This is a genomic window from Gordonia westfalica (assembly GCF_900105725.1).
Taxonomy (GTDB): Bacteria; Actinomycetota; Actinomycetes; order Mycobacteriales; family Mycobacteriaceae; genus Gordonia; species Gordonia westfalica.
Genome location: NZ_FNLM01000034.1, coordinates 3,790,303 through 3,807,374, shown reverse-complemented (window position 1 = coordinate 3,807,374; position 17,072 = coordinate 3,790,303). Strand labels below are relative to the sequence as shown.

General features: G+C 68.5%; 20 protein-coding genes and 1 pseudogene. 11 read left to right on the top strand and 10 right to left on the bottom strand.

Annotated features, from left to right (window positions below):
• Positions 1-66: 66 nt before the first annotated feature.
• Both BLU62_RS22960 and BLU62_RS33080 read right to left on the bottom strand, forming a co-directional pair.
• Positions 67-696: a superoxide dismutase gene (locus BLU62_RS22960; protein WP_074852215.1), complete on the bottom strand. Its 630-nt coding sequence runs from the start codon at positions 694-696 to the stop codon at positions 67-69.
• 200 nt (positions 697-896) lie between these two features.
• Positions 897-1,049, bottom strand: coding sequence for a hypothetical protein (locus BLU62_RS33080; RefSeq protein ID WP_167544025.1), 153 nt, complete (start codon positions 1,047-1,049; stop codon positions 897-899).
• A gap of 175 nt (positions 1,050-1,224) precedes the next feature.
• Between BLU62_RS33080 and msrA the strand changes: the two genes are divergently transcribed.
• Together msrA and BLU62_RS22950 are read left to right on the top strand one after the other, a co-directional pair.
• Positions 1,225-1,938: a peptide-methionine (S)-S-oxide reductase MsrA gene (msrA, locus tag BLU62_RS22955; protein ID WP_074852214.1), complete on the top strand. Its 714-nt coding sequence runs from the start codon at positions 1,225-1,227 to the stop codon at positions 1,936-1,938.
• 1 nt (position 1,939) lies between these two features.
• A complete protein-coding gene (locus BLU62_RS22950; protein ID WP_074852213.1) occupies positions 1,940-3,022 on the top strand; it encodes a winged helix DNA-binding domain-containing protein in 1,083 nt (360 codons plus the stop codon).
• 103 nt (positions 3,023-3,125) lie between these two features.
• Here BLU62_RS22950 and BLU62_RS22945 read toward each other — a convergent pair whose 3' ends face one another.
• Positions 3,126-3,896: a VOC family protein gene (locus BLU62_RS22945; protein ID WP_074852212.1), complete on the bottom strand. Its 771-nt coding sequence runs from the start codon at positions 3,894-3,896 to the stop codon at positions 3,126-3,128.
• Positions 3,897-4,006: 110 nt separating this feature from the next.
• Between BLU62_RS22945 and BLU62_RS22940 the strand changes: the two genes are divergently transcribed.
• From BLU62_RS22940 to BLU62_RS22920, 5 genes are all read left to right on the top strand, one after another.
• Complete coding sequence (locus BLU62_RS22940) at positions 4,007-4,870, top strand: S49 family peptidase (protein ID WP_074852211.1); 864 nt, start codon at positions 4,007-4,009, stop codon at positions 4,868-4,870.
• Between the two features lie 405 nt (positions 4,871-5,275).
• On the top strand, positions 5,276-5,638 hold the full coding sequence (locus tag BLU62_RS22935) for a rhodanese-like domain-containing protein (RefSeq protein WP_074853174.1): 363 nt from the start codon (positions 5,276-5,278) through the stop codon (positions 5,636-5,638).
• 107 nt (positions 5,639-5,745) lie between these two features.
• On the top strand, positions 5,746-6,648 hold the full coding sequence (locus tag BLU62_RS22930) for a DUF4328 domain-containing protein (protein WP_244278290.1): 903 nt from the start codon (positions 5,746-5,748) through the stop codon (positions 6,646-6,648).
• Positions 6,645-7,454, top strand: a complete 810-nt coding sequence (locus BLU62_RS22925) for a glycerophosphodiester phosphodiesterase (protein WP_074853172.1) — start codon at positions 6,645-6,647, stop codon at positions 7,452-7,454. The genes BLU62_RS22930 and BLU62_RS22925 overlap by 4 nt, the downstream gene beginning before the upstream one ends.
• Positions 7,455-7,515: 61 nt before the next feature.
• Positions 7,516-8,439, top strand: a complete 924-nt coding sequence (locus BLU62_RS22920; protein ID WP_074852209.1) for a DUF5926 family protein — start codon at positions 7,516-7,518, stop codon at positions 8,437-8,439.
• An 83-nt stretch (positions 8,440-8,522) separates the two neighbouring features.
• On the opposite strand, the gene BLU62_RS22915 is transcribed toward BLU62_RS22920, so the two are convergent.
• From BLU62_RS22915 to BLU62_RS22900, 4 genes are all read right to left on the bottom strand, one after another.
• Positions 8,523-9,059 (bottom strand): ferritin, encoded by a 537-nt coding sequence (locus tag BLU62_RS22915; protein ID WP_074852208.1) that lies wholly within the window; start codon positions 9,057-9,059, stop codon positions 8,523-8,525.
• 96 nt (positions 9,060-9,155) lie between these two features.
• Positions 9,156-10,313: an LCP family protein gene (locus tag BLU62_RS22910; RefSeq protein WP_244278289.1), complete on the bottom strand. Its 1,158-nt coding sequence runs from the start codon at positions 10,311-10,313 to the stop codon at positions 9,156-9,158.
• Between the two features lie 314 nt (positions 10,314-10,627).
• On the bottom strand, positions 10,628-11,425 hold the full coding sequence (locus BLU62_RS22905; RefSeq protein WP_074852207.1) for a CPBP family intramembrane glutamic endopeptidase: 798 nt from the start codon (positions 11,423-11,425) through the stop codon (positions 10,628-10,630).
• A gap of 61 nt (positions 11,426-11,486) precedes the next feature.
• Positions 11,487-12,239: a DUF2470 domain-containing protein gene (locus BLU62_RS22900; RefSeq protein ID WP_074852206.1), complete on the bottom strand. Its 753-nt coding sequence runs from the start codon at positions 12,237-12,239 to the stop codon at positions 11,487-11,489.
• Between the two features lie 161 nt (positions 12,240-12,400).
• Between BLU62_RS22900 and pheA the strand changes: the two genes are divergently transcribed.
• Both pheA and BLU62_RS22890 read left to right on the top strand, forming a co-directional pair.
• On the top strand, positions 12,401-13,372 hold the full coding sequence (gene pheA / locus BLU62_RS22895; protein WP_074852205.1) for a prephenate dehydratase: 972 nt from the start codon (positions 12,401-12,403) through the stop codon (positions 13,370-13,372).
• Entirely contained in the window at positions 13,372-14,031 is a 660-nt protein-coding gene (locus tag BLU62_RS22890; protein WP_074852204.1) for a histidine phosphatase family protein, read from the top strand. The genes pheA and BLU62_RS22890 overlap by 1 nt, the downstream gene beginning before the upstream one ends.
• 12 nt (positions 14,032-14,043) lie before the next feature.
• Here BLU62_RS22890 and BLU62_RS22885 read toward each other — a convergent pair.
• From BLU62_RS22885 to BLU62_RS22875, 3 genes and pseudogenes are all read right to left on the bottom strand, one after another.
• Positions 14,044-14,325, bottom strand: a pseudogene (locus BLU62_RS22885) (hemerythrin domain-containing protein); the annotation flags it as partial.
• Positions 14,326-14,420: 95 nt separating this feature from the next.
• On the bottom strand, positions 14,421-14,771 hold the full coding sequence (locus BLU62_RS22880) for a metallopeptidase family protein (protein ID WP_074852203.1): 351 nt from the start codon (positions 14,769-14,771) through the stop codon (positions 14,421-14,423).
• Positions 14,772-14,774: 3 nt separating this feature from the next.
• Entirely contained in the window at positions 14,775-15,965 is a 1,191-nt protein-coding gene (locus tag BLU62_RS22875; RefSeq protein ID WP_074852202.1) for a septum formation family protein, read from the bottom strand.
• Between the two features lie 96 nt (positions 15,966-16,061).
• On the opposite strand from BLU62_RS22875, the gene BLU62_RS22870 reads away from it, so the two are divergent.
• Together BLU62_RS22870 and BLU62_RS22865 are read left to right on the top strand one after the other, a co-directional pair.
• Positions 16,062-16,472, top strand: a complete 411-nt coding sequence (locus BLU62_RS22870; RefSeq protein ID WP_074853168.1) for an ankyrin repeat domain-containing protein — start codon at positions 16,062-16,064, stop codon at positions 16,470-16,472.
• Positions 16,473-16,595: 123 nt separating this feature from the next.
• Positions 16,596-16,997 carry a hypothetical protein gene (locus BLU62_RS22865; protein ID WP_139180065.1) on the top strand — a complete coding sequence of 134 codons (402 nt, stop codon included), beginning with the start codon at positions 16,596-16,598 and terminating at the stop codon, positions 16,995-16,997.
• Positions 16,998-17,072: the final 75 nt, after the last annotated feature.

Sequence of the window (17,072 nt, the reverse complement as noted above, 5' to 3'; positions counted from 1 at the left end):
CGAGCAAAGCAACGGCGCCGGCCACCCGAAGGTGACCGGCGCCGTTGGTGTCTGGCGAAGGGAGGATCAGGCAGGCACGATGAGGCCGCTGCCCTGGGTCTTCGCGCGACCGAAACGCTCACCGGCGTCGGCCCAGTTGACCACGTTCCACCAAGCCTTGACGTAGTCCGGCTTGACGTTCTGGTAGTCGAGGTAGAAGGCGTGCTCCCACATGTCGAGCATGACGACCGGGATGATCGCGGCGGGGATGTTGCCGCTCTGGTCGGTCAGCTGCAGGATGACCAGCTTGCCGCCGATGGTGTCGTAGCCCAGGATCGCCCAGCCCGAACCCTGGAGGGTGGTGGCGGCGGCGGTGAAGTGGGCCTTGAACTTGTCGAAGCCACCGAACTGCTCGGTGATCGCAGCGGCGAGGTCACCCTCGGGCTCGCCACCGCCGTTGGGGGACAGGTTCTTCCAGAAGATCGAGTGGTTGGTGTGGCCGCCCAGGTGGAAGGACAGGGTGGCGGAGAGTCCGTAGACCTTGCCGGCGATGCTGTCGTCCTCGCGGGCCGCGGCCAGCTTCTCCAGGGTGTCGTTGGCGCCCTTGACGTAGGTCGCGTGGTGCTTGCTGTGGTGGAGCTCCATGATCCTGCCGGAGATGTGCGGCTCCAGTGCCGCGTAGTCGTAATCCAGATCCGGCAAGGTGTATTCAGCCACGATGTTCCTCTCTGAGGTGCTTTTCGTATTCCCTGTTCACGCGTGGGTCCGCCAACCGGGTCGGCGCCACGCGGATGCTTCCAGCCTTCCGCACACCATGGGTGATTGCAACAAAGACGCCGCAACAAATATCAAGTGCGGTTGAAGATCACCGCCGCGCAATGGCGCCCACTGTGTCCGGGCGAGATGTCCGGATCTGCTCAGATCAACGTGAGCGCAACGATGACGGCGAGGAGGGCGACGATGCTCAACGCGATGGTGCGGCAGCGTCTCGCCACGTCGTAATTGGCGCGCGGGGCGCTGCGAGAGGTCCGAAGCCCACTTCGGAGGTCTCCGGTCGCGTGCGTCGCCATTGTCGCCTCTCATCAGCGGTCGGCCGGCCATCCCGCGCCGCCGGTCTCACGGACCACCGGCCGGACGTGACGGGTATCACAGACCCGGGATGTGACCGCCATCATAAACAGACTGGGACGGCTGACTCAACTCGGAGAACCCGGGACGGTCTCCCGGCACGCGTAGACTTGGCCCATGTCTTGGCTCGACCAGCTCTTCGCTGCCAGTTCGCACAAGCAGGAACTCATCGCGGCCGAGTCCGCACTGCCCGGGCGCGACACCGAGATCACGGTCCCGGGAGATCATCTGGTCCTGAAAACGCCCATGCGCGGACGTCCGGAGGCCGACGGCGCCTACGCCAACGGTGGTGTCGGCACCTTCGGCGACGGCCTGTCCGCGGTGATCCTGGCGGGTGGCTGCTTCTGGGGGATCGAGGAGATCTTCTGGCAGGTCCCGGGTGTGTACACCACCGCCGTGGGTTACGCCGGCGGCCACACGCCGAATCCGACGTACGAGGAGACCTGCACCGCGCGGACCGGCCACACCGAGTCGGCGCTCGTCGTCTTCGATCCGGCGGTCATCGACCTCGAGGGGATCCTCAAGATCTTCTGGGAGTCCCACGATCCCACCCAGGAAATGCGCCAGGGCAACGACATCGGTACCCAGTACCGGTCTGCGGTGTACACGTTCTCCGACGCCGACCACGCGGCCGTCGTGGAGTCCGCGGGGAAGTTCCAGACCGCGCTCGACGCGGCCGGCGAGGGTTCGATCTCGACCGAGATCAAACCCCTCGAGGCGGCGGGCGACGGACGGTTCTACTACGCGGAGGGCCACCACCAGCAGTATCTGGCCAAGAACCCCCACGGGTATCGCTGCCACGCGGCGACCGGCATCAGCTACCCCGCTTGAGGTGACCCGGCCGATCACCCTGCGGCAGTGGAACCGCACCCTGCTCGCACGCCAGCACCTGCTCGATCGGGTCGACGAGGACGCGATAGAGGTGCTGGACCGGTGCGTCGGGATGCAGTCCCAGGACCCACGGGCGGCCTTCTTCGGATTGTGGTCCCGCGTCGAGGGATTCGAGCCGTCCGAACTCGACGGGCTGCTCACCGAGCGGGAGGTCGTGCGCATCGCCTTGCTGCGGTCCACGGTGTTCCTCGTCGACGCCGAGGACGCCAGGTGGATCCGGCCACTGGCCGAGCCGATTCTCCGGCGCGAACTCACCGAGGCGCACGCTCCGCGGCTGGTGGGTGCGAATCCCTCGCAGGTACTCGCCGACGCCGCCGAGCTCCTCACCGGTCGTGAACTCGGTGGCGCCGACCTGGGAAGGCAACTGGCCGTCCGGCATCCGGGGGAGAACCCGGCGACGCTCACCGGGATCGCCCGGTGTGGACTGCCTCTGGTGCAGGTGCCGCCACGTGGACTCTGGCGGGGACGCGGGACGCCGACCTACCGGTTGTTCGACGAATGGGTCGGTCCGGGCGAACCGGCGGTCTCCGGCGACGACGCGCGCGCCGACCTGATCCGGCTCTACTTGCGCGGCTTCGGGCCGGCGACCGTGAAGGCCATTCAGACGTGGGCCGGGATCACCAGGCTCGGGCCGCTGATCGAGAAGCTCGAGGCGGATTGGGAACTCGTCCGGCTCACCGGCCCGCACGGTGAGACCCTCTACGACCTGGACGGACTCGGCCTCGCCGACCCCGACGCGCCCGCCCCGGCTCGTCTCGTCGCCCCGTTCGACCACGTCATCGGGGTCTCGGCCGACCGTGTCCGCGTTGCCGATCCGGAGTTGTTCCGCCGGACCGTGACACCCAACGGCCGCTCGCCGGGCTTCGTCTTCGCCGACGGATTCCTCGCCGGCACATGGCATCTCGACGGTGACGACGTACGGATCGAGATGTTGCGCGAGATCACCCGAGCCGAGCAACGGGAGGTCGACGCCGAGGTCGACCGGTTGCGCGAGTTCCTCGCCTTCGACCCCGACTCTCCCTGAGTCCTTTCGATACGCCCCTCCGCAAGCTCCGGGGCTACTCAAGGAGCGGGGTCGGATACGCCCCTCCGCAAGCTCCGGGGCTACTCAAGGAGCGAGGGCGGGCTCAGTCCCCGGTCCGCGGATTGCGTGAGGTGATGCAGTACGGGCGCCCCATCGGGTCGACCATCGTCGTCCAGTGCGGATAGTGGTCGATCGCGCGGGCGCCCCACCCCTCGTGACGCGCCACCTCGTCGGGGACGGAGTTGGTCGCGAGGTCGAGGTGCCCGGTCGCCGGTGCCGAGCCATCCCGAGCGGAATCGTCGTCGGGCCCGGACTGCCTGTGCTGCAGCAGGATTCCGACGGTGATCGACGGGTCGCGGCGTAGTGCCACCAGCTCGGGCCTGCTGCCCGGGGATTTGGGCGGCCAGCCGGTCAGGTTCGTCCAGAACTCGACCTCCGCGTCGAAGGCGGATGCCGGGATGTCGATGCACAACTGGTCGATGATGCTGATGGCGTCACCGGGCCACCGGATCGGTCGCGACCGTTTCGCCTCCCCTTCCCACGGAACCAGACAGAAGACGAATCCTGCCGGGGAGGAGAGGACGAGGTGGGTGCCGGCGTCGTGGATCAGGGTCGCCCCGAGCCCGACGGCTTCCTCGGCCGCGGCAGGGGGGTCGTCGGCGTGGATGTCGAGGTGGACCCCGCCCGGACCCTCGTCGACCCGCTGCACACGCAGATGGGGGTCACCGAAGAACGGTTCGAGCGACGCGAACTCGCGATGTTCGCCCCGTGGCGGCGACACGGTGCTGCCCGAGATCGCACGCCAGAAGGTCACCTCGCTGCCGAACTCCTCGGCGGGGAAATCGAGGAATGCGCTGAGCCACCTGACCTGCACGCGAGGGAGTCTACGGTGCGGGTGCACCGGGCGCGCTGCAGAATGCGTGGGCGCCCCGTGGGCGCCGTGCCGGGAACAGTGACTGTGGATGCGCCACTAGACTCGGGCAGATGACTGCAGGACCGCTGGCGGCGGTGGGCAAGAAGTTCGCGAAATCGCGTGCCGAGCACGTTGCGGTGGTCCGACTCGACGGCCCGATCGGCGCGGCCGGCATGGGCAAGCACGGTCTGACGACCGACACGGTCGAGCCGGTGCTCAAGCGGGCGTTCGCCACCGATCGGCTCAAGGCCGTGGTGGTCGTGATCAATTCTCCCGGCGGTTCGCCCGCCCAGTCGGAGTACATCGCCGAGCGCATCCGGCAGCTGTCCGCGGAGAAGGGCGTGCCCGTTCTGGCGTTCTGTGAGGACGTCGCGGCGTCCGGCGGTTATTGGCTGGCGTGTGCGGCGGACGAGATCTACGCCGCGCACACCTCGATCGTCGGTTCCATCGGTGTGGTGTCCTCGGGCTTCGGGTTCTCGGCCGTTCTCGACCGGTTCGGCGTGCAGCGTCGTCTGTACGCGACGGGTGAGAACAAGGCCCGGCTCGACACCTTCTCGCCGGAGGTGCCCGAAGACGTCGAATGGCTCAAGGGCCTCCAGGCGCAACTGCACGAGTCCTTCATCGCGTGGGTGCGGCAGCGCCGTGGAAAGAAGCTGACGGCGTCCGACGACGAACTGTTCAACGGTGACGTGTGGGTCGGGCGCCGCGCCGCCGAACTCGGTCTGGTCGACGGCATCGGTGTCATGCGTTCGGTGGTGGCCGAGCGGTACCCCGATGCCGAGATCACCGTCATCGAGGCACCCAAACCCCTGCTGGCACGGCTGGTCGGCAATCAGATGTCGGTGTCCGGTCTGGCCGAGAGCGTCACCACGGGCATCCTCGCCGCGTTCGACCGCGCGCCCGCGGTGCGGACCGGGTTTTCACACCGTGACTGAGGGGTAATACCAGACCCAGTTGTGGGGGTTTCCCCAAGGGTTTGTCCCCACGTTATCCACAGGTGTGTGCACTGCAAAGAAAATGCACCACCGGTCGACCCCTGCAGTTTCGTGAATTTCCTGCGCGCACACTCGCCCAAACTAGTGATGCCAGTCACATCCGTAGGCCCGTTGGCCAGGGTTTTTCCACAGTTTCCACAGCCTCATCCCCAGGTTGACGGTGAGGTGTGGATTGTGGACAGATGCCCAATCGCAGCATGTGGATAAAACTATGATGATCAACATAGGCCGCTTTGGGGGATCTGCCACATGCTGAATGTGGAGTTCACCACACTGCTGAGAATGTCCGGGGAGATGACGTGGCACGCGCTGCGCCGTGACTGTGCCACCATGGAAATCGTGACCATGGGCGACATCACGCAGGTGCCGGTGACCGATTTGCCGAATGACTTCACCGCGACGGCCGACGCGGTGATGCTCGACGTCCGTGAGGACGATGAATGGGCCAACGGGCACATCCGCGGGGCCGTCCACATCCCGATGGGCGAGATCCCCGGGCGGCTCGGCGAGATCGATCCGGACGCCGACCTCTACGTGGTGTGTCATTCGAGTGGCCGATCGATGCGGGTGCTGCAGTACCTCGCCCAGGTGGGATACGACGGAATCTGTGTGCGCGGCGGCATGCTCGCCTGGCAGGAGAACGGCAAGCCGGTCGAATACGGTGCCGCGGACGTCCAGGGCAGCGGCGGGAGCGACGCCCTCCGATGATCGACCTCTGTCCGCGGTGCCGCATCCAGGCGCCGCATCGTCCCGGTCGCGAGCACTGCCCTCGCTGTGGCGGTCCGCTGAGTGTCGTCGACGACGCTTCGCGCGCGATGGCCGCGCAACCGGTGGGAGCGCCGGCCCGCCACGCGGCGCCCGCACGACCGGCAACCCCCTCGCCGACCGGTCGTCTCTACCGGAGCCGGAACGTCCGATGGGTCGCTCGGCGTCCCCCCGAGGCCGTCCCCGTCCGCCGCGGGCCGTCGGGTCCGCGTGGCCGCGGACTCATCCCGCGCTACGTCTACATCCCCACCTGGGGGTTGCACGACGAGCCGGTGAAGCCCGACGCCGCCCACGACCGGATCGACAACGCGCGGGCTCGCCTGGTGTTCGCGCTCATCGTGGCCGGGACCGCGCTCGCGGCCTCCGCGGTGATCCACCTGCTGCGCTACCTCCTGCTCGTCGTCAACCGCACCCAGCCGCTTCCGGAGCCGCTGATCATGATCTCCGACTGGCTGATCGTCTTCGTCGGTGTCGCCGCATTCCTCTCGTTCGTCTGGGCGACCCTCGCATTCATGCGCTGGGTGATGGACCTGCGGGCCGGTGCCTATGAGGACGCCGGGTTGCTCGACCCGAGGCGGCCGGTGTGGGTCGGCGTGCTGGTGGGAGTGCCGCTGGTCAATCTGGTCGGCGCACCGCTCGTGCTGGGCGAGGTCGTGGCCCTGCGGGTGGCCGACGACCCGTCCCTCGACGCCGAGCGCGTCGGACGCCGGGTGCGCCGGCTGTGGGTGGCGTGGTTGATCGTCAACGTCACCGCGCTACTGGCGCTGGTCGCGCGTGTCGTCGCGTGGGGCTCGGACTCGGTGCAGACCGGAGCCAACGCACTCGCCATGGTGATCATCAGTGCGGCCGTGTCGGCGGCCTTCGCGTTCTGGACGGCACGTCGCGTGCCGGAGCTGTTCGACGCCGCCGCGGCGGTTCCGGTCCCGAAGAGAAGGTGGGTGGCGGTCGGATGAACGCAGGTGTGAACGTGGGTGCGGCCGAGAAGGTGTCGCGTTCGGGTAAGCCCGCGGTGGTCGCGCACCGCGGCGCCTCGGGCGACCGCCCGGAACACACTCTGGCCGCGTACGAGCTCGCACTCGCGCAGGGCGCCGACGGACTCGAATGCGATGTCCGGCTCACCGCCGACCACGAACTCGTCTGTGTGCACGATCGCACCGTCGACCGCACGTCGAACGGGTCCGGCATCGTCAGCGAGATGACCCTGGCCCAGCTCCGCGAACTCGATTTCGGGAGTTGGCATTCCGCGGGCGACCCGGCGTCGATCCTGACGCTGCGTGAGCTGCTCACGCTCACCCTGGACTGGCGTCGACCGGTCCGGTTGTTCATCGAGACCAAGCATCCCGTGCGGTTCGGCAGTCTGGTCGAGCAGAAGCTCCTCGAGATCCTGCACGAGTTCGGGGTGGCGACGCCGCCGTCGGCGGATCACAGTCGCGCGGTGGTCATCTCGTTCTCCTCGGCCGGCGTCTGGCGTATCCGCCGTCATGCCCCGATGCTCCCGACCATCCTGCTCGGCGACACCGCGCGCGTGCTCGGCGGCAGTGCGGCGACGGCCGTCGGGGCAACGGGGATCGGCCCGTCGGTGGTCACGCTGAGGCAGTACCCGGATCTCGTCGACCGTGCGGCTGCGGCCGGGCGCGTGACGTACTGCTGGACGGTCGACGAGCTGGTGGACGTCCAGCTCTGCGCCGACCTCGGCGTGCGCTGGCTGGCGACGAACCATCCGGCCAGGGTGCGCGACTGGCTGGTGACCGTCGACTGAGCGGTCTTCGCGGTGCCCCTGTCTTCTCGGTGCTGCCACCCGCTCATGAGAGAGTGGACCGATGGGCAAGAAGAGCAAGCGGGGCAGTGGACCCCGCCCGGGAAGCAATCGCGCCGAGCGGGTGGCCGCTCGTAAGGCTCGGCAGGCGGCGTCGATGGCGCCGCCGCCGCGTCCCTTCGCAGGGCTGGCCTCCGAGTGCGACTTCGTCGCGCTGCGGACCTTTGTCGCGTCGGCCACCGCACGTCTCGAGCTGATCGAACCCGCCGACTCGCGCAACGACGTCTCGATCGTGACGATCCTGCCGGGTGCCGGGCCCGCACTCGCACGTGAATCCGGTGACGGCACAGAGGGTGTCGTCGGTCTGCAGACCGAACCGGATCGGGCGGCGCCTGCGGTGGAGCTCGCGGCGGCCATCGCGTGGGCCGCTCACGCCGAGGCCGGTGAAGAGTTCGACCTCGAGACCGCCGAGGAATCGCCCTCGCTCGACGGGGTGCTGAAAGCCGATGCGATCCTGGACATCACCGTGCACCAGGACTTCGCGTGGTGGTTCCCGGAGGGCACCGAGATTCCCGCGGAGATCGCGCCGATGTTCAAGCGCGCCAACGATTCCGTGCTGCCCACCGCACGGCTCGTCGTCGAGAGCGGTTCGGGTGCCCCGTGGTGGGTCGATGCCGGGGAGCGGGCCCACCTGCGGTGGATTCGTCCGGAGCCGGAGGACGACCTGATGGCGGCGATGGCCCGCCTGCACGCGGCCGGCCGTCTGACGATGGGGGAGGGCTCGCGCTTCGCGGGGTCGTTCCGTACCCACGGCCTGCTGGTCCCGGTCTTCGATCTCGACAACGAGATGCACCACGAGGAGTGGCAGGCCGGTCTCAACCAGCTCGATCAGTGGCTGGGCGAGGCGCTCGCCGACTCCTCGGAGCTGACGATCGCCGAGCGGAGTTCACGTGACGGCATCCGCGGCCGCCAGGTCACCCTGCGCTAGACCGCACAGAAGCCTGAAAACCATTTCGGCGGCGCGACTTCGAGTGAAGTCGCGCCGCCGAGGTCATGCCGGCCGGACTCGGCCTAGATGTTGCCGCCGGCCACTCCGGGCGCGGTCGGGTCGTCGGCCTTGGGGCCGTTGAACTCGCGCTCGACGAAGTTCTCGAGGTCGAACAGGTTGCCCTTGCAGCGTTCGGCGATGGTCTGCAGCGTCGTCATGGTGGCGACCTCCTCGACCTGTTCCTTGAGGAACCACTGCACGAACTGCTCACCGAGGTAGTCGCCGGTGTCGCGGGCCGACTTCGCCAGGTCGACGACCTGCTGGGTCACGGTCTTCTCCTGCTGGAGCGCCAGCTCGATCGGTGCCTTGTAGTCCTCGAACTTGTTGTTGGGGGCCGGGATACCGGGGATCTCGACCTCCATGTCGCGGTCGAGGAAGTACTGCACGATCATCATCGCGTGGTTGCGCTCTTCGACGGCCTGGCGGTAGAAGAGCTTTGCCAGTTGCGGCATGTCGTGGTTGTCGAAGTGGGTGGCGACCGCGATGTACTGCTGAGAGGCGTAGAACTCGTTGCCGATCTGATCGTGCAGCAGCTGATGGAACTTGGTGAATTCGGTCATGTCACCCATCGTAGGTGCCGAAAACCGCCTTCTACCAGCAAGTTCAGGCTAACTAAGGCTAGTCTGACCTGTCTTTGGGCAGCCTCTCCACCGTCGTCACCTGGCGTCGACGAGCAACTCGTCGGGAATGGGTTGACCTGCGCGTAAGAGTCCGAAGAACTCTTCTGTCCGATCGGTGACGGGCAGTGCGAGGCCGTCATCGGTGTAGACGCTCTCGCCCGTCGGTGTGGTCGTCGTCACCGGATCACGGAGGGCGAACATCAGCGAGGCGAGGTTCCAGATGTGATCTCGCTCGTCGACGGTGAGCGCGTCGATCGCTCCGCCGATGAAGCCGAACAGCCGGAACGGGTTGAACAGCACGGCCGGGCTCGTCGCGCGGGAGACCAATGCGGCCAGGAACTTCCGCTGGTTGACGACACGCTCGAGGTCGGCGCGCGGGAAGGCGCGGGTCCGCACGAGACCGAGCGCCTGGCGACCGTTCAGGTGGTGGCAGCCCTTGGACAGTTTGAGTCCGGCCTTGGGGTCGTTGAGCGGCTGGTCGATGCACATGTCGACACCGCCGACCGCGTCGACGAGCGTGTCGAACCCGCCGAAGCCGATCTCGGCGTAGTGGTCGATGTGGATGCCGGTCAGGTTCTCGACCGTCTGCACGAGCAGGGCCGGGCCGCCGATGTTGTACGCCGCGTTGACTTTCAGGCTTCCGTTGCCGGGGATCTCGACGTAGAGGTCGCGCGGGATGCTGACCACTGTCGCCTTCCCGCTCCCGGGCGGGTTGTGGACCAGCATGATCGTGTCGGTGCGGGAGCCGTCGGCGTCACCGGTGGACAGATTGGTGCGCTGGTCGTCGGACAGGTCCGACCGGGAATCGGTGCCGACGATGAGCCAGTTGGTGCCGGGGGTGTCCGACGGCCGGCCGGCATAGGCGGGCAGGGCGTCGATGCGGTCGAGCCGCGAGTCGTAGTAGAAGAGCAGCCCGGTGCCGCCGAGCACCAACACGAGCAGCAGGATCAGCACGACCTTGCCGACCCGGACCGTACGACGCCCCCGACGACGCGGACGCGGCGGCTTGGCGGCGGGCGGGGCGGTGGCCGGTCGAGCGGGCGGGGGCGGTGGCCGGTGCCCGCGGGTCCGATCGCCTGCCGGGACGGGTTCGGGCTTCTGGGTGGGGGCGTACTGCCCGGCGCTTGCGCGGCCCACGGGGGGTGCGCCGGGTGCGCGACCCGGGGGCGGTCCATGGGAGGGGATCCGGGGCATCGCCTGGGGATGTGCGGACGGAGCGGGACCCTGCGGATGGGGTCGTCGGGGTGCGCCGGGAGGCGGTCCCTGACGTGGCGGTATACCTCCCGCCGGCCGGCCGGGCGGTACCTGAGGCCCCGGACGACCGCGCCGCATGATCGGCGGGTCCTGCTCGTTCATCCCAACCAATGTACGCATCGACGGGGGTCGGCCACCGATTCGACGGATGGTTGTCGACTTCCCGCCGGCGTGTCTCCTTCCCGCTGGTCAGATCCAATCAGCGGAAAGGAAGCGGCCCCGCGGGAAGGAAACCCGCACGCGGGACTCCGGGCTCAGCCGACCCAGGACAGATGGTCGCGCAACAATGCGTAGCCGATGAACGCGACGACGTCGATGACGGCGTGGGCGATGACGAGCGGCCAGGCGCGGCCGGTGACCTGGTAGAACCGGCCGTAGACGACGCCCATCACCACGTTCCCGAGTCCGGCGCCGAACCCCTGATAGAGGTGGTAGCCGCCACGGAGCACCGCACTCGCGGCGAGTGACCTGGCGTCCGAGACGCCGAGCTGCCGGAGCCGGGTGATGAAGTAGGCGACCACCACGATCTCCTCGGCGGCCGCGTTCCCGATCGCGATGAGGATGAGGACCGGCCATTCCCACCAGGTGTCCGCCTGACTGGGGACGAGGCTCGCGTTGAGTCCGAATGCCCGGGCTATCGCGACGAGTGCCAGTCCGGGAATCCCGATGATGGCGGCGAGGACGAGTCCGGCGGGCACGTCGCGTCGCGGGGTCCAGCGTCCGAGGCCGACGCGCGACAGGCCGAGTCCGCTCCGCCACAGGAGGTAGACGCCGAGAGCGGCGATGGCGAACAGTCTCAGGACGCTCATCATCTGACGTGCGGCGTCGATGAGGGCGAGGTCGGAGCGGCTGGGGTTGAGGGCGACGGTCGTGCCGCCGATGCCGCCGGCGAGCTGGGCCTCGAGAAGTGCGAGCGCCGCAGACACCGCGGAGAACGCGAATGTCAGGACGCCGACGATGACGAGTTCGACGATCAGGCCGCGACGTTCGGTGCGGTCGGTGACGACCGGGATGCCGTGGGGCGACGGCCGCAGGTACTCGCGCAGTGGCATGCCGGAAAGCCTAAGCGCCATGCGCTCGCCGAGGAGCGCAGCGACCTCCCGCTCCGGTGAGTCAGTCGGGCATCGAGTTCATGAACGGGCAGCCCGCGAGGTTCCGCAGTGCTCGCGACAGTTCGAAGACGTCCGTCACCGGGCGGGGGAAGGGGAGGCGTACGTCGGAGTCGCCGTCGGCCCCCTCGACCCGGAAGCGGATGCCGAAGCGATCGAGGCCGAGCGGACGCACGCGACCCTGGCGCAGGTCGGTGGGCAGCTTGCGGGCCAGCTGGCCGACGAGGTCGGCGTGGTCGGCGTCGAGGTGCTCCAGCCAGCCGGCCTCGCACTCCCAGAAGGGGTCGGGGTCCGCGTCGGCCAGTTCGCCGGCCGGCACCGACGCCGCTCCGGTGCTGGATGCGATCACCGCGGAGTCGACCTGGAGACGCAGCATCGACGCACCGTGGCCGATGTCGAGCAGGCCGTCGTCGGGGTGCTCACCGGCGATCTCGATGGCCAGGTCCCGCTCCAGGTCGCGCGGGACCGCGTGCAGGGTGCCGTTGAGCCAGATGACCGATCGCACGCGTTCGCGCAGGTCGATCGGTGCCCAGTCGGTGACCTCGAGCATGGCGGGCGTGCCCTCGGCGTCGTCCACGGCCGCCAAGGCCTCACCGTTGGTGGGGACGAGGACGAAGGCCTGGGACTCGAAGAGGTGGACGACGTCGATCGGTGTCGTGTCGGCGCCCTCGATGGCGAGGATGGCGGTGCCCACCCGGCGGCACGCTGTCTGGATCATCTCGGCATCCGTCGGTCGGTCGGTCGTCGTACGCGTCATGTCTGTCTCTCCGGTCGGCGCGGTCGGCTGCGGGGCGAAGCGGTGTTCAAAGGTAACCCTAACCTAAATAGGTCTGCCTAACTCGTCAATGGGTACTTGGACCGTCCCCGGTCGGGGACTCTGCCCCGCCCGGAGAGGTCACCCGCGTCCACTAGGCTCGTGTGGTGCCTGTGATCGCCTACTTCGGCCCGCCCGGAACCTTCACCGAGATGGCACTCGACGCGGTTCTCACCGCCCATGACCCAGCCCTCGGGGGTCTCGACCTCTCGGGTGACGTCACGAAGGTGGACGCCTCGAGTCCTGCTGCCACCATCGCGATGGTCCGCGGCGGCGAGGCCGACTACGCCTGTGTACCCATCGAGAGCTCGCTCGAGGGATCGGTGCCGGCGACGATGGACGCCCTCGTGCCGCCGGCCGCCCTGGGCGCCGACGGGCGGGTCCAGGCATTCGCCGAGACCGTGGTCGACATCGCCTTCGCGATCGCCGCGGCCACCCCGCTCGCGCCGGAGGACGTCCGGACGATCGCGGCCTACCCGGTCGCGGCTGCGCAGGTGCGACAGTCGGTGGCCAAGCTCTTCCCGAACGCCGAGTTCGTCACGTCGGGTTCCAATGCCGCTGCCGCCCTGGACGTCGCGTCCGGCAAGGCCGACGCCGCGGTCACCACCGGTCTCGCCGCGCGACTGTCGGATCTGACCGTCATCGCCGACGGTGTCTGCGATGCGAAGGAGGCCACCACGCGGTTCCTCGTCCTCGGACGCCCCGCGGTCCCCACGCGCCGGACCGGCGCCGACCGCACGTCGGTGATTCTCGACCTGTCCAACGAGCCCGGCAGCCTGATGGCCGCGATGAACGAGTTCGCCTCGCGCGGAATCGATCTGACACGCATCGAGTCGCGTCCTCAGCGCGACGAGGCGGAGGGCCGGGCGATCGCCGGGCGTTATCGCTTCTTCCTCGACGCCGTCGGCCACATCGACGACGCGGCGGTCGCGGAAGCCCTTGCGGCACTCCATCGCCGGTGCGAGCGGGTCGTGTACCTCGGTTCGTGGCCCGCGGTGCGGACCACGGGTTCGGCGCCGCCCGACCATGCCGAGTCGCAGGCGTGGATCGACTCGATGCGACAGGGTGAGGTCTGATGGCGCGCCTCCATCTCGTTCGGCACGGTGAGACAACCGCGAACGTCATGCGTCGTCTGGACACCGCCCTGCCCGGCGCGGCACTCACCGATTTCGGTGCGCGACAAGGTGTTCGGTACGGCCTCGAGAACCGTCCGGAGCAGGCCGCGGTGTTGGTCAGCTCGGAGGCCCGGCGCGCCCGACAGACCGCGGAGCTGATCGGCTCGGTGTGGGACGTCGACACCGAACCCGTCGACGGCGTACACGAGGTGCAGGCCGGAGAGCTCGAGGATCGCAGCGATCGGGAGGCGCACGACGTCTTCCACGACGTCATGGAGAAGTGGCACGCCGGTGACCTCGACGTGCGCATCCCGGGCGGCGAGTCGCTCGCGATGGTCTACGACCGCTACATCCCGACCGTCGAAGACCTCGCACGCGCGCATCTGTCGGGTACCGACCAGCGCGACGTGTTCCTGGTGAGCCACGGTGCGGCGATCCGCCTCATCGCGGCGCGCCTGGCCGGCATCGACTCCCGCTTCGCCGCGGCGACGCACCTCGGCAACACCGGTTCCATCGAACTCGAGTACGTCGACGGCATCTGGGTCTGCCACCGCTGGGGTGCGAAGACGGCGCCGTTCGAGCGGGTCGACGAGCCGCTGGTCGACGACCCGATGGGCTAGTCACCTGATGATGTCGGGTTTCAGCGCAGCGAGTTCCACGACGAGGACATCGGCGACGTGGTGTTCCTCGTACGACTCGAGGATGTCGTCCTCGAGATCGGGTACGCGCTTACGGATCTCCGGGTACATGCACTCGTTCTCGATGTAGGTGTGCACGGTCAGGGCCTCGATGATCTTGTCGACGATCTTGCCCTTGGTCTTGACGGCGTTCGGGCCCTGGGACTTGAAGTCGCGGAAGAGTTTGCGGATCTCTTTGTGGTCGTCTTTCAGGATGACGATGGCGTCGGTGGACATGGCGGGACTCCTGGATGTGGGCTGGACATCGGTTCCTCGGTATTTCGCAATACGTCGGCGATGAAACATCCGTCTGAGCTGGGATTCGGTGGTCCCTAACCCCACCCGTTGGCGTGCAGCCAGGCGTCGTCGATGCCGAAGTGGTGTGCGATCTCGTGCATCACGGTGACCGCGACCTCGTGCACCACCTCGTCCCGGGAGTGACACATCGCCAAAATCGGGTCCCGGTAGATGGTGATCGTGTCGGGGAGGAATCCGCCGTAGTCGTGGTCGCGCAGGGTCAGCGCGACGCCCTGGTAGAGCCCGAGGATGTCGGGTTCCTCCGGGTTGTGGGGCTCGACGAGGATCACCACGTTGTTCATCGCGCCGGTGAGTTCCGACGGGATGGTGTCCAGTGCGTCGGAGACCAGCCCGTCGAACTCGTCGTCGGACATCGTGACGGCCATGCGTCAGCCCGCCGGTGCGGGGGCTTCGTCGGGGTTCGGTGCGATCCCCGGCGGGAGCGGCACCGGAGTCGGCAGCGCGCGCCCGGGTGGGGCCGCCGGCGGCGGGACGGGTGCCTTGCCGTTGATCAGCAGCGCGCCGCCCTTGGCGTCGCCGACGAGGGTGGCGAATCCGCCCCGCTTGTCGGGTAGGCCGAGGTAGCAGACCACCTTTCGGCTTCCGGCCAGCCAGCTCGGCTCGCTGAGTACCGACCACTGCACGTTCAGTGTCGTCGCGTCGAGGGCGGGCGCGCCGCCGGCGAATCGCTCGGCCTGCTTGGGGCAGATCGAGCCGAGGTAGTTGTTCTGGGCGCCGGTCGCCGGCCACGGCTTGTTCGACATCCGGTCGCCGAAGCGGACCGCGAGGTCGACGATGCCGGTGGTCTGGAATGCGTGCGGTTCGGCGCAGTTCACCGCGAACCCGGTGGGGTTGCGGGTCTCCGGGTCGATGCCGATGCAGGTTCCCTCGGGCCACACGTACGACTGGTTCTGGTCGGCGACGCGGCCGGAGAACTGCGCGGGCTGCCCGTCGGGGCCGTTCTCCTGGATGCCGCATCGCAGCTGGCGGGCGCCCTTGTCCCACTGGGCCTGCGACGGGTACATCATGCCGACCGCGAATCGTCCCTGCGGGTCGAGCCGGCCGTTGAGGTACTGGTCGACCATGACCGGGCACTGCTCGTCGCGGATGGCGGCGAATCGCTCGGGCCCCGGCCACAGGGCGTCTTCACCGAATTCGACGCCCGGGATGAGCGAGGTGTCGATACCGCCGGCCACCTCGAAGCGATGCTTCTGTGCACAGTCCACCGCGGCGGGCTTACCGGGGTTGCCGGCCGGCCAGTCCAGGCAGTCACCTGCGACGGACTGGGTGAAGGCGTTCTGGACGAGTCGTTCGCCCTCGCCGATGTCGCTGCCGCCGACGCTGCCGGAGTCGTCGAAGGCGCCCATCGCGAAGGCGATGCCACAGGTGACGAGTGCACCGACGACGATCGCCGCGAGGACCACGAAGACGGGATTGCGCGTGGCGGCTCGCGGGGGCCGGGTGGCGGCTTTGACCGGCTCGTCGTGCGATTCGACCGGGTCGACGGCGGTGAAGTCGTCGTCGGTGGCGTCGTGCACGTCGGGGTCGGGCTGGTCGCGGTCAGGGTCGGGCTCGTTCATCGGGATCCATCATGCCTGGTCGATCGGACCGGGCACACCCGCATCAGCCGATGCGGAGACCGGCTGCCTCGTCGGCCGCTGCCTACACTCGCGGAGGTGTCCGCCGATTCCTCACCGCCCGCACCGGAACCGTCGCCCGACCCGGAGGTCGTCGAACTGGCCACGCGGCTGTTCGACATGGCCCGATCCGGTGACGCCGCGCTGGGTGACTACGTCGACGCCGGCGTGCCGGTGGACCTGCGCAACCAGGCCGGCGACTCCCTGCTCATGCTGGCGGCCTACCACGGGCACGAGGCGGTGGTGTCGGCCCTGCTGTCCCGCGGCGCCGACCCCGATCTGGCCAACGACAGAGGTCAGACGCCGTTGGCCGGTGCGGTGTTCAAGGGATTCGACGACGTCGTCCGGGTGCTCGTCGACGCCGGGGCCGACCCGCACGGCGGTACCCCGTCGGCCGCCGGCGCCGCCGCGATGTTCGGCCGTGACGATCTGCGCGCGCTCTGGAGCTGACCTGCGAGGTGCGTATGTTGCTCGTCGATATTCGAGTAGAGGACTACACACGACACGGTTGCCGGCCCGAACCATGGTTGTTGACGTGCGGAAACTCCGCGCATTCGACACCAGGAGGTCGTTATGACCAGATCAACAACGAAGCGTCGTTCGGCGACGCTGGCGGCTGGATGCGTCGCCGCTGTAGCCGGGACGCTGGCCGCTGCCGCGGTGGCAGTGGCTCCGGCGTCGGCCAACGTATCGGGGCCGGTGAATCTCAGTCCGGGGTTCGCCGGCCGCTACGGGGTCGGCTGCACGTACATCATCTCGGTGACCGCCGACATCGGCGGGCCCGTCCTGTTCCGGGAGCAGGGAATACCCTTCGCATCGGTACCCGTGGTGAATGGGACGGCGACGACGACGTGGGCTCCTACGGCCTCCGGACTGCGGACACTGTCTGCGCGCCAGGGTGCGACTCCGCCCGTCACCCGGACGGTGAACGTCGGCACCGGCATCAATCTCGGGTTCTTCTGCCCGGTGTTCTGAGATCTGTGTTCGCACGGCTGCGCCCGGCACGGGTGTGGCCTGAGTCAACCGCCGGGGCCTGGGGGTGCCCCGGTC

Bases quoted from the DNA above. Each gene is read 5' to 3' on its own strand.
- BLU62_RS22900 (WP_074852206.1), bottom strand. From the start codon at position 12,239: ATGACGCGTACGACGACCGACCGACCGACGGATGCCGAGATGATCCAG.
- BLU62_RS22875 (WP_074852202.1), bottom strand. From the start codon at position 15,965: ATGAACGAGCCCGACCCTGACCGCGACCAGCCCGACCCCGACGTGCAC.
- BLU62_RS22920 (WP_074852209.1), top strand. From the start codon at position 7,516: ATGGGCAAGAAGAGCAAGCGGGGCAGTGGACCCCGCCCGGGAAGCAAT.
- BLU62_RS33080 (WP_167544025.1), bottom strand. From the start codon at position 1,049: ATGGCGACGCACGCGACCGGAGACCTCCGAAGTGGGCTTCGGACCTCT.
- BLU62_RS22915 (WP_074852208.1), bottom strand. From the start codon at position 9,059: ATGACCGAATTCACCAAGTTCCATCAGCTGCTGCACGATCAGATCGGC.
- BLU62_RS22940 (WP_074852211.1), top strand. From the start codon at position 4,007: ATGACTGCAGGACCGCTGGCGGCGGTGGGCAAGAAGTTCGCGAAATCG.
- msrA (WP_074852214.1), top strand. From the start codon at position 1,225: ATGTCTTGGCTCGACCAGCTCTTCGCTGCCAGTTCGCACAAGCAGGAA.
- BLU62_RS22930 (WP_244278290.1), top strand. From the start codon at position 5,746: ATGGCCGCGCAACCGGTGGGAGCGCCGGCCCGCCACGCGGCGCCCGCA.
- BLU62_RS22865 (WP_139180065.1), top strand. From the start codon at position 16,596: ATGACCAGATCAACAACGAAGCGTCGTTCGGCGACGCTGGCGGCTGGA.
- BLU62_RS22925 (WP_074853172.1), top strand. From the start codon at position 6,645: ATGAACGCAGGTGTGAACGTGGGTGCGGCCGAGAAGGTGTCGCGTTCG.
- BLU62_RS22905 (WP_074852207.1), bottom strand. From the start codon at position 11,425: ATGCCACTGCGCGAGTACCTGCGGCCGTCGCCCCACGGCATCCCGGTC.
- BLU62_RS22890 (WP_074852204.1), top strand. From the start codon at position 13,372: ATGGCGCGCCTCCATCTCGTTCGGCACGGTGAGACAACCGCGAACGTC.
- BLU62_RS22935 (WP_074853174.1), top strand. From the start codon at position 5,276: ATGGGCGACATCACGCAGGTGCCGGTGACCGATTTGCCGAATGACTTC.
- BLU62_RS22910 (WP_244278289.1), bottom strand. From the start codon at position 10,313: ATGCCCCGGATCCCCTCCCATGGACCGCCCCCGGGTCGCGCACCCGGC.
- BLU62_RS22880 (WP_074852203.1), bottom strand. From the start codon at position 14,771: ATGGCCGTCACGATGTCCGACGACGAGTTCGACGGGCTGGTCTCCGAC.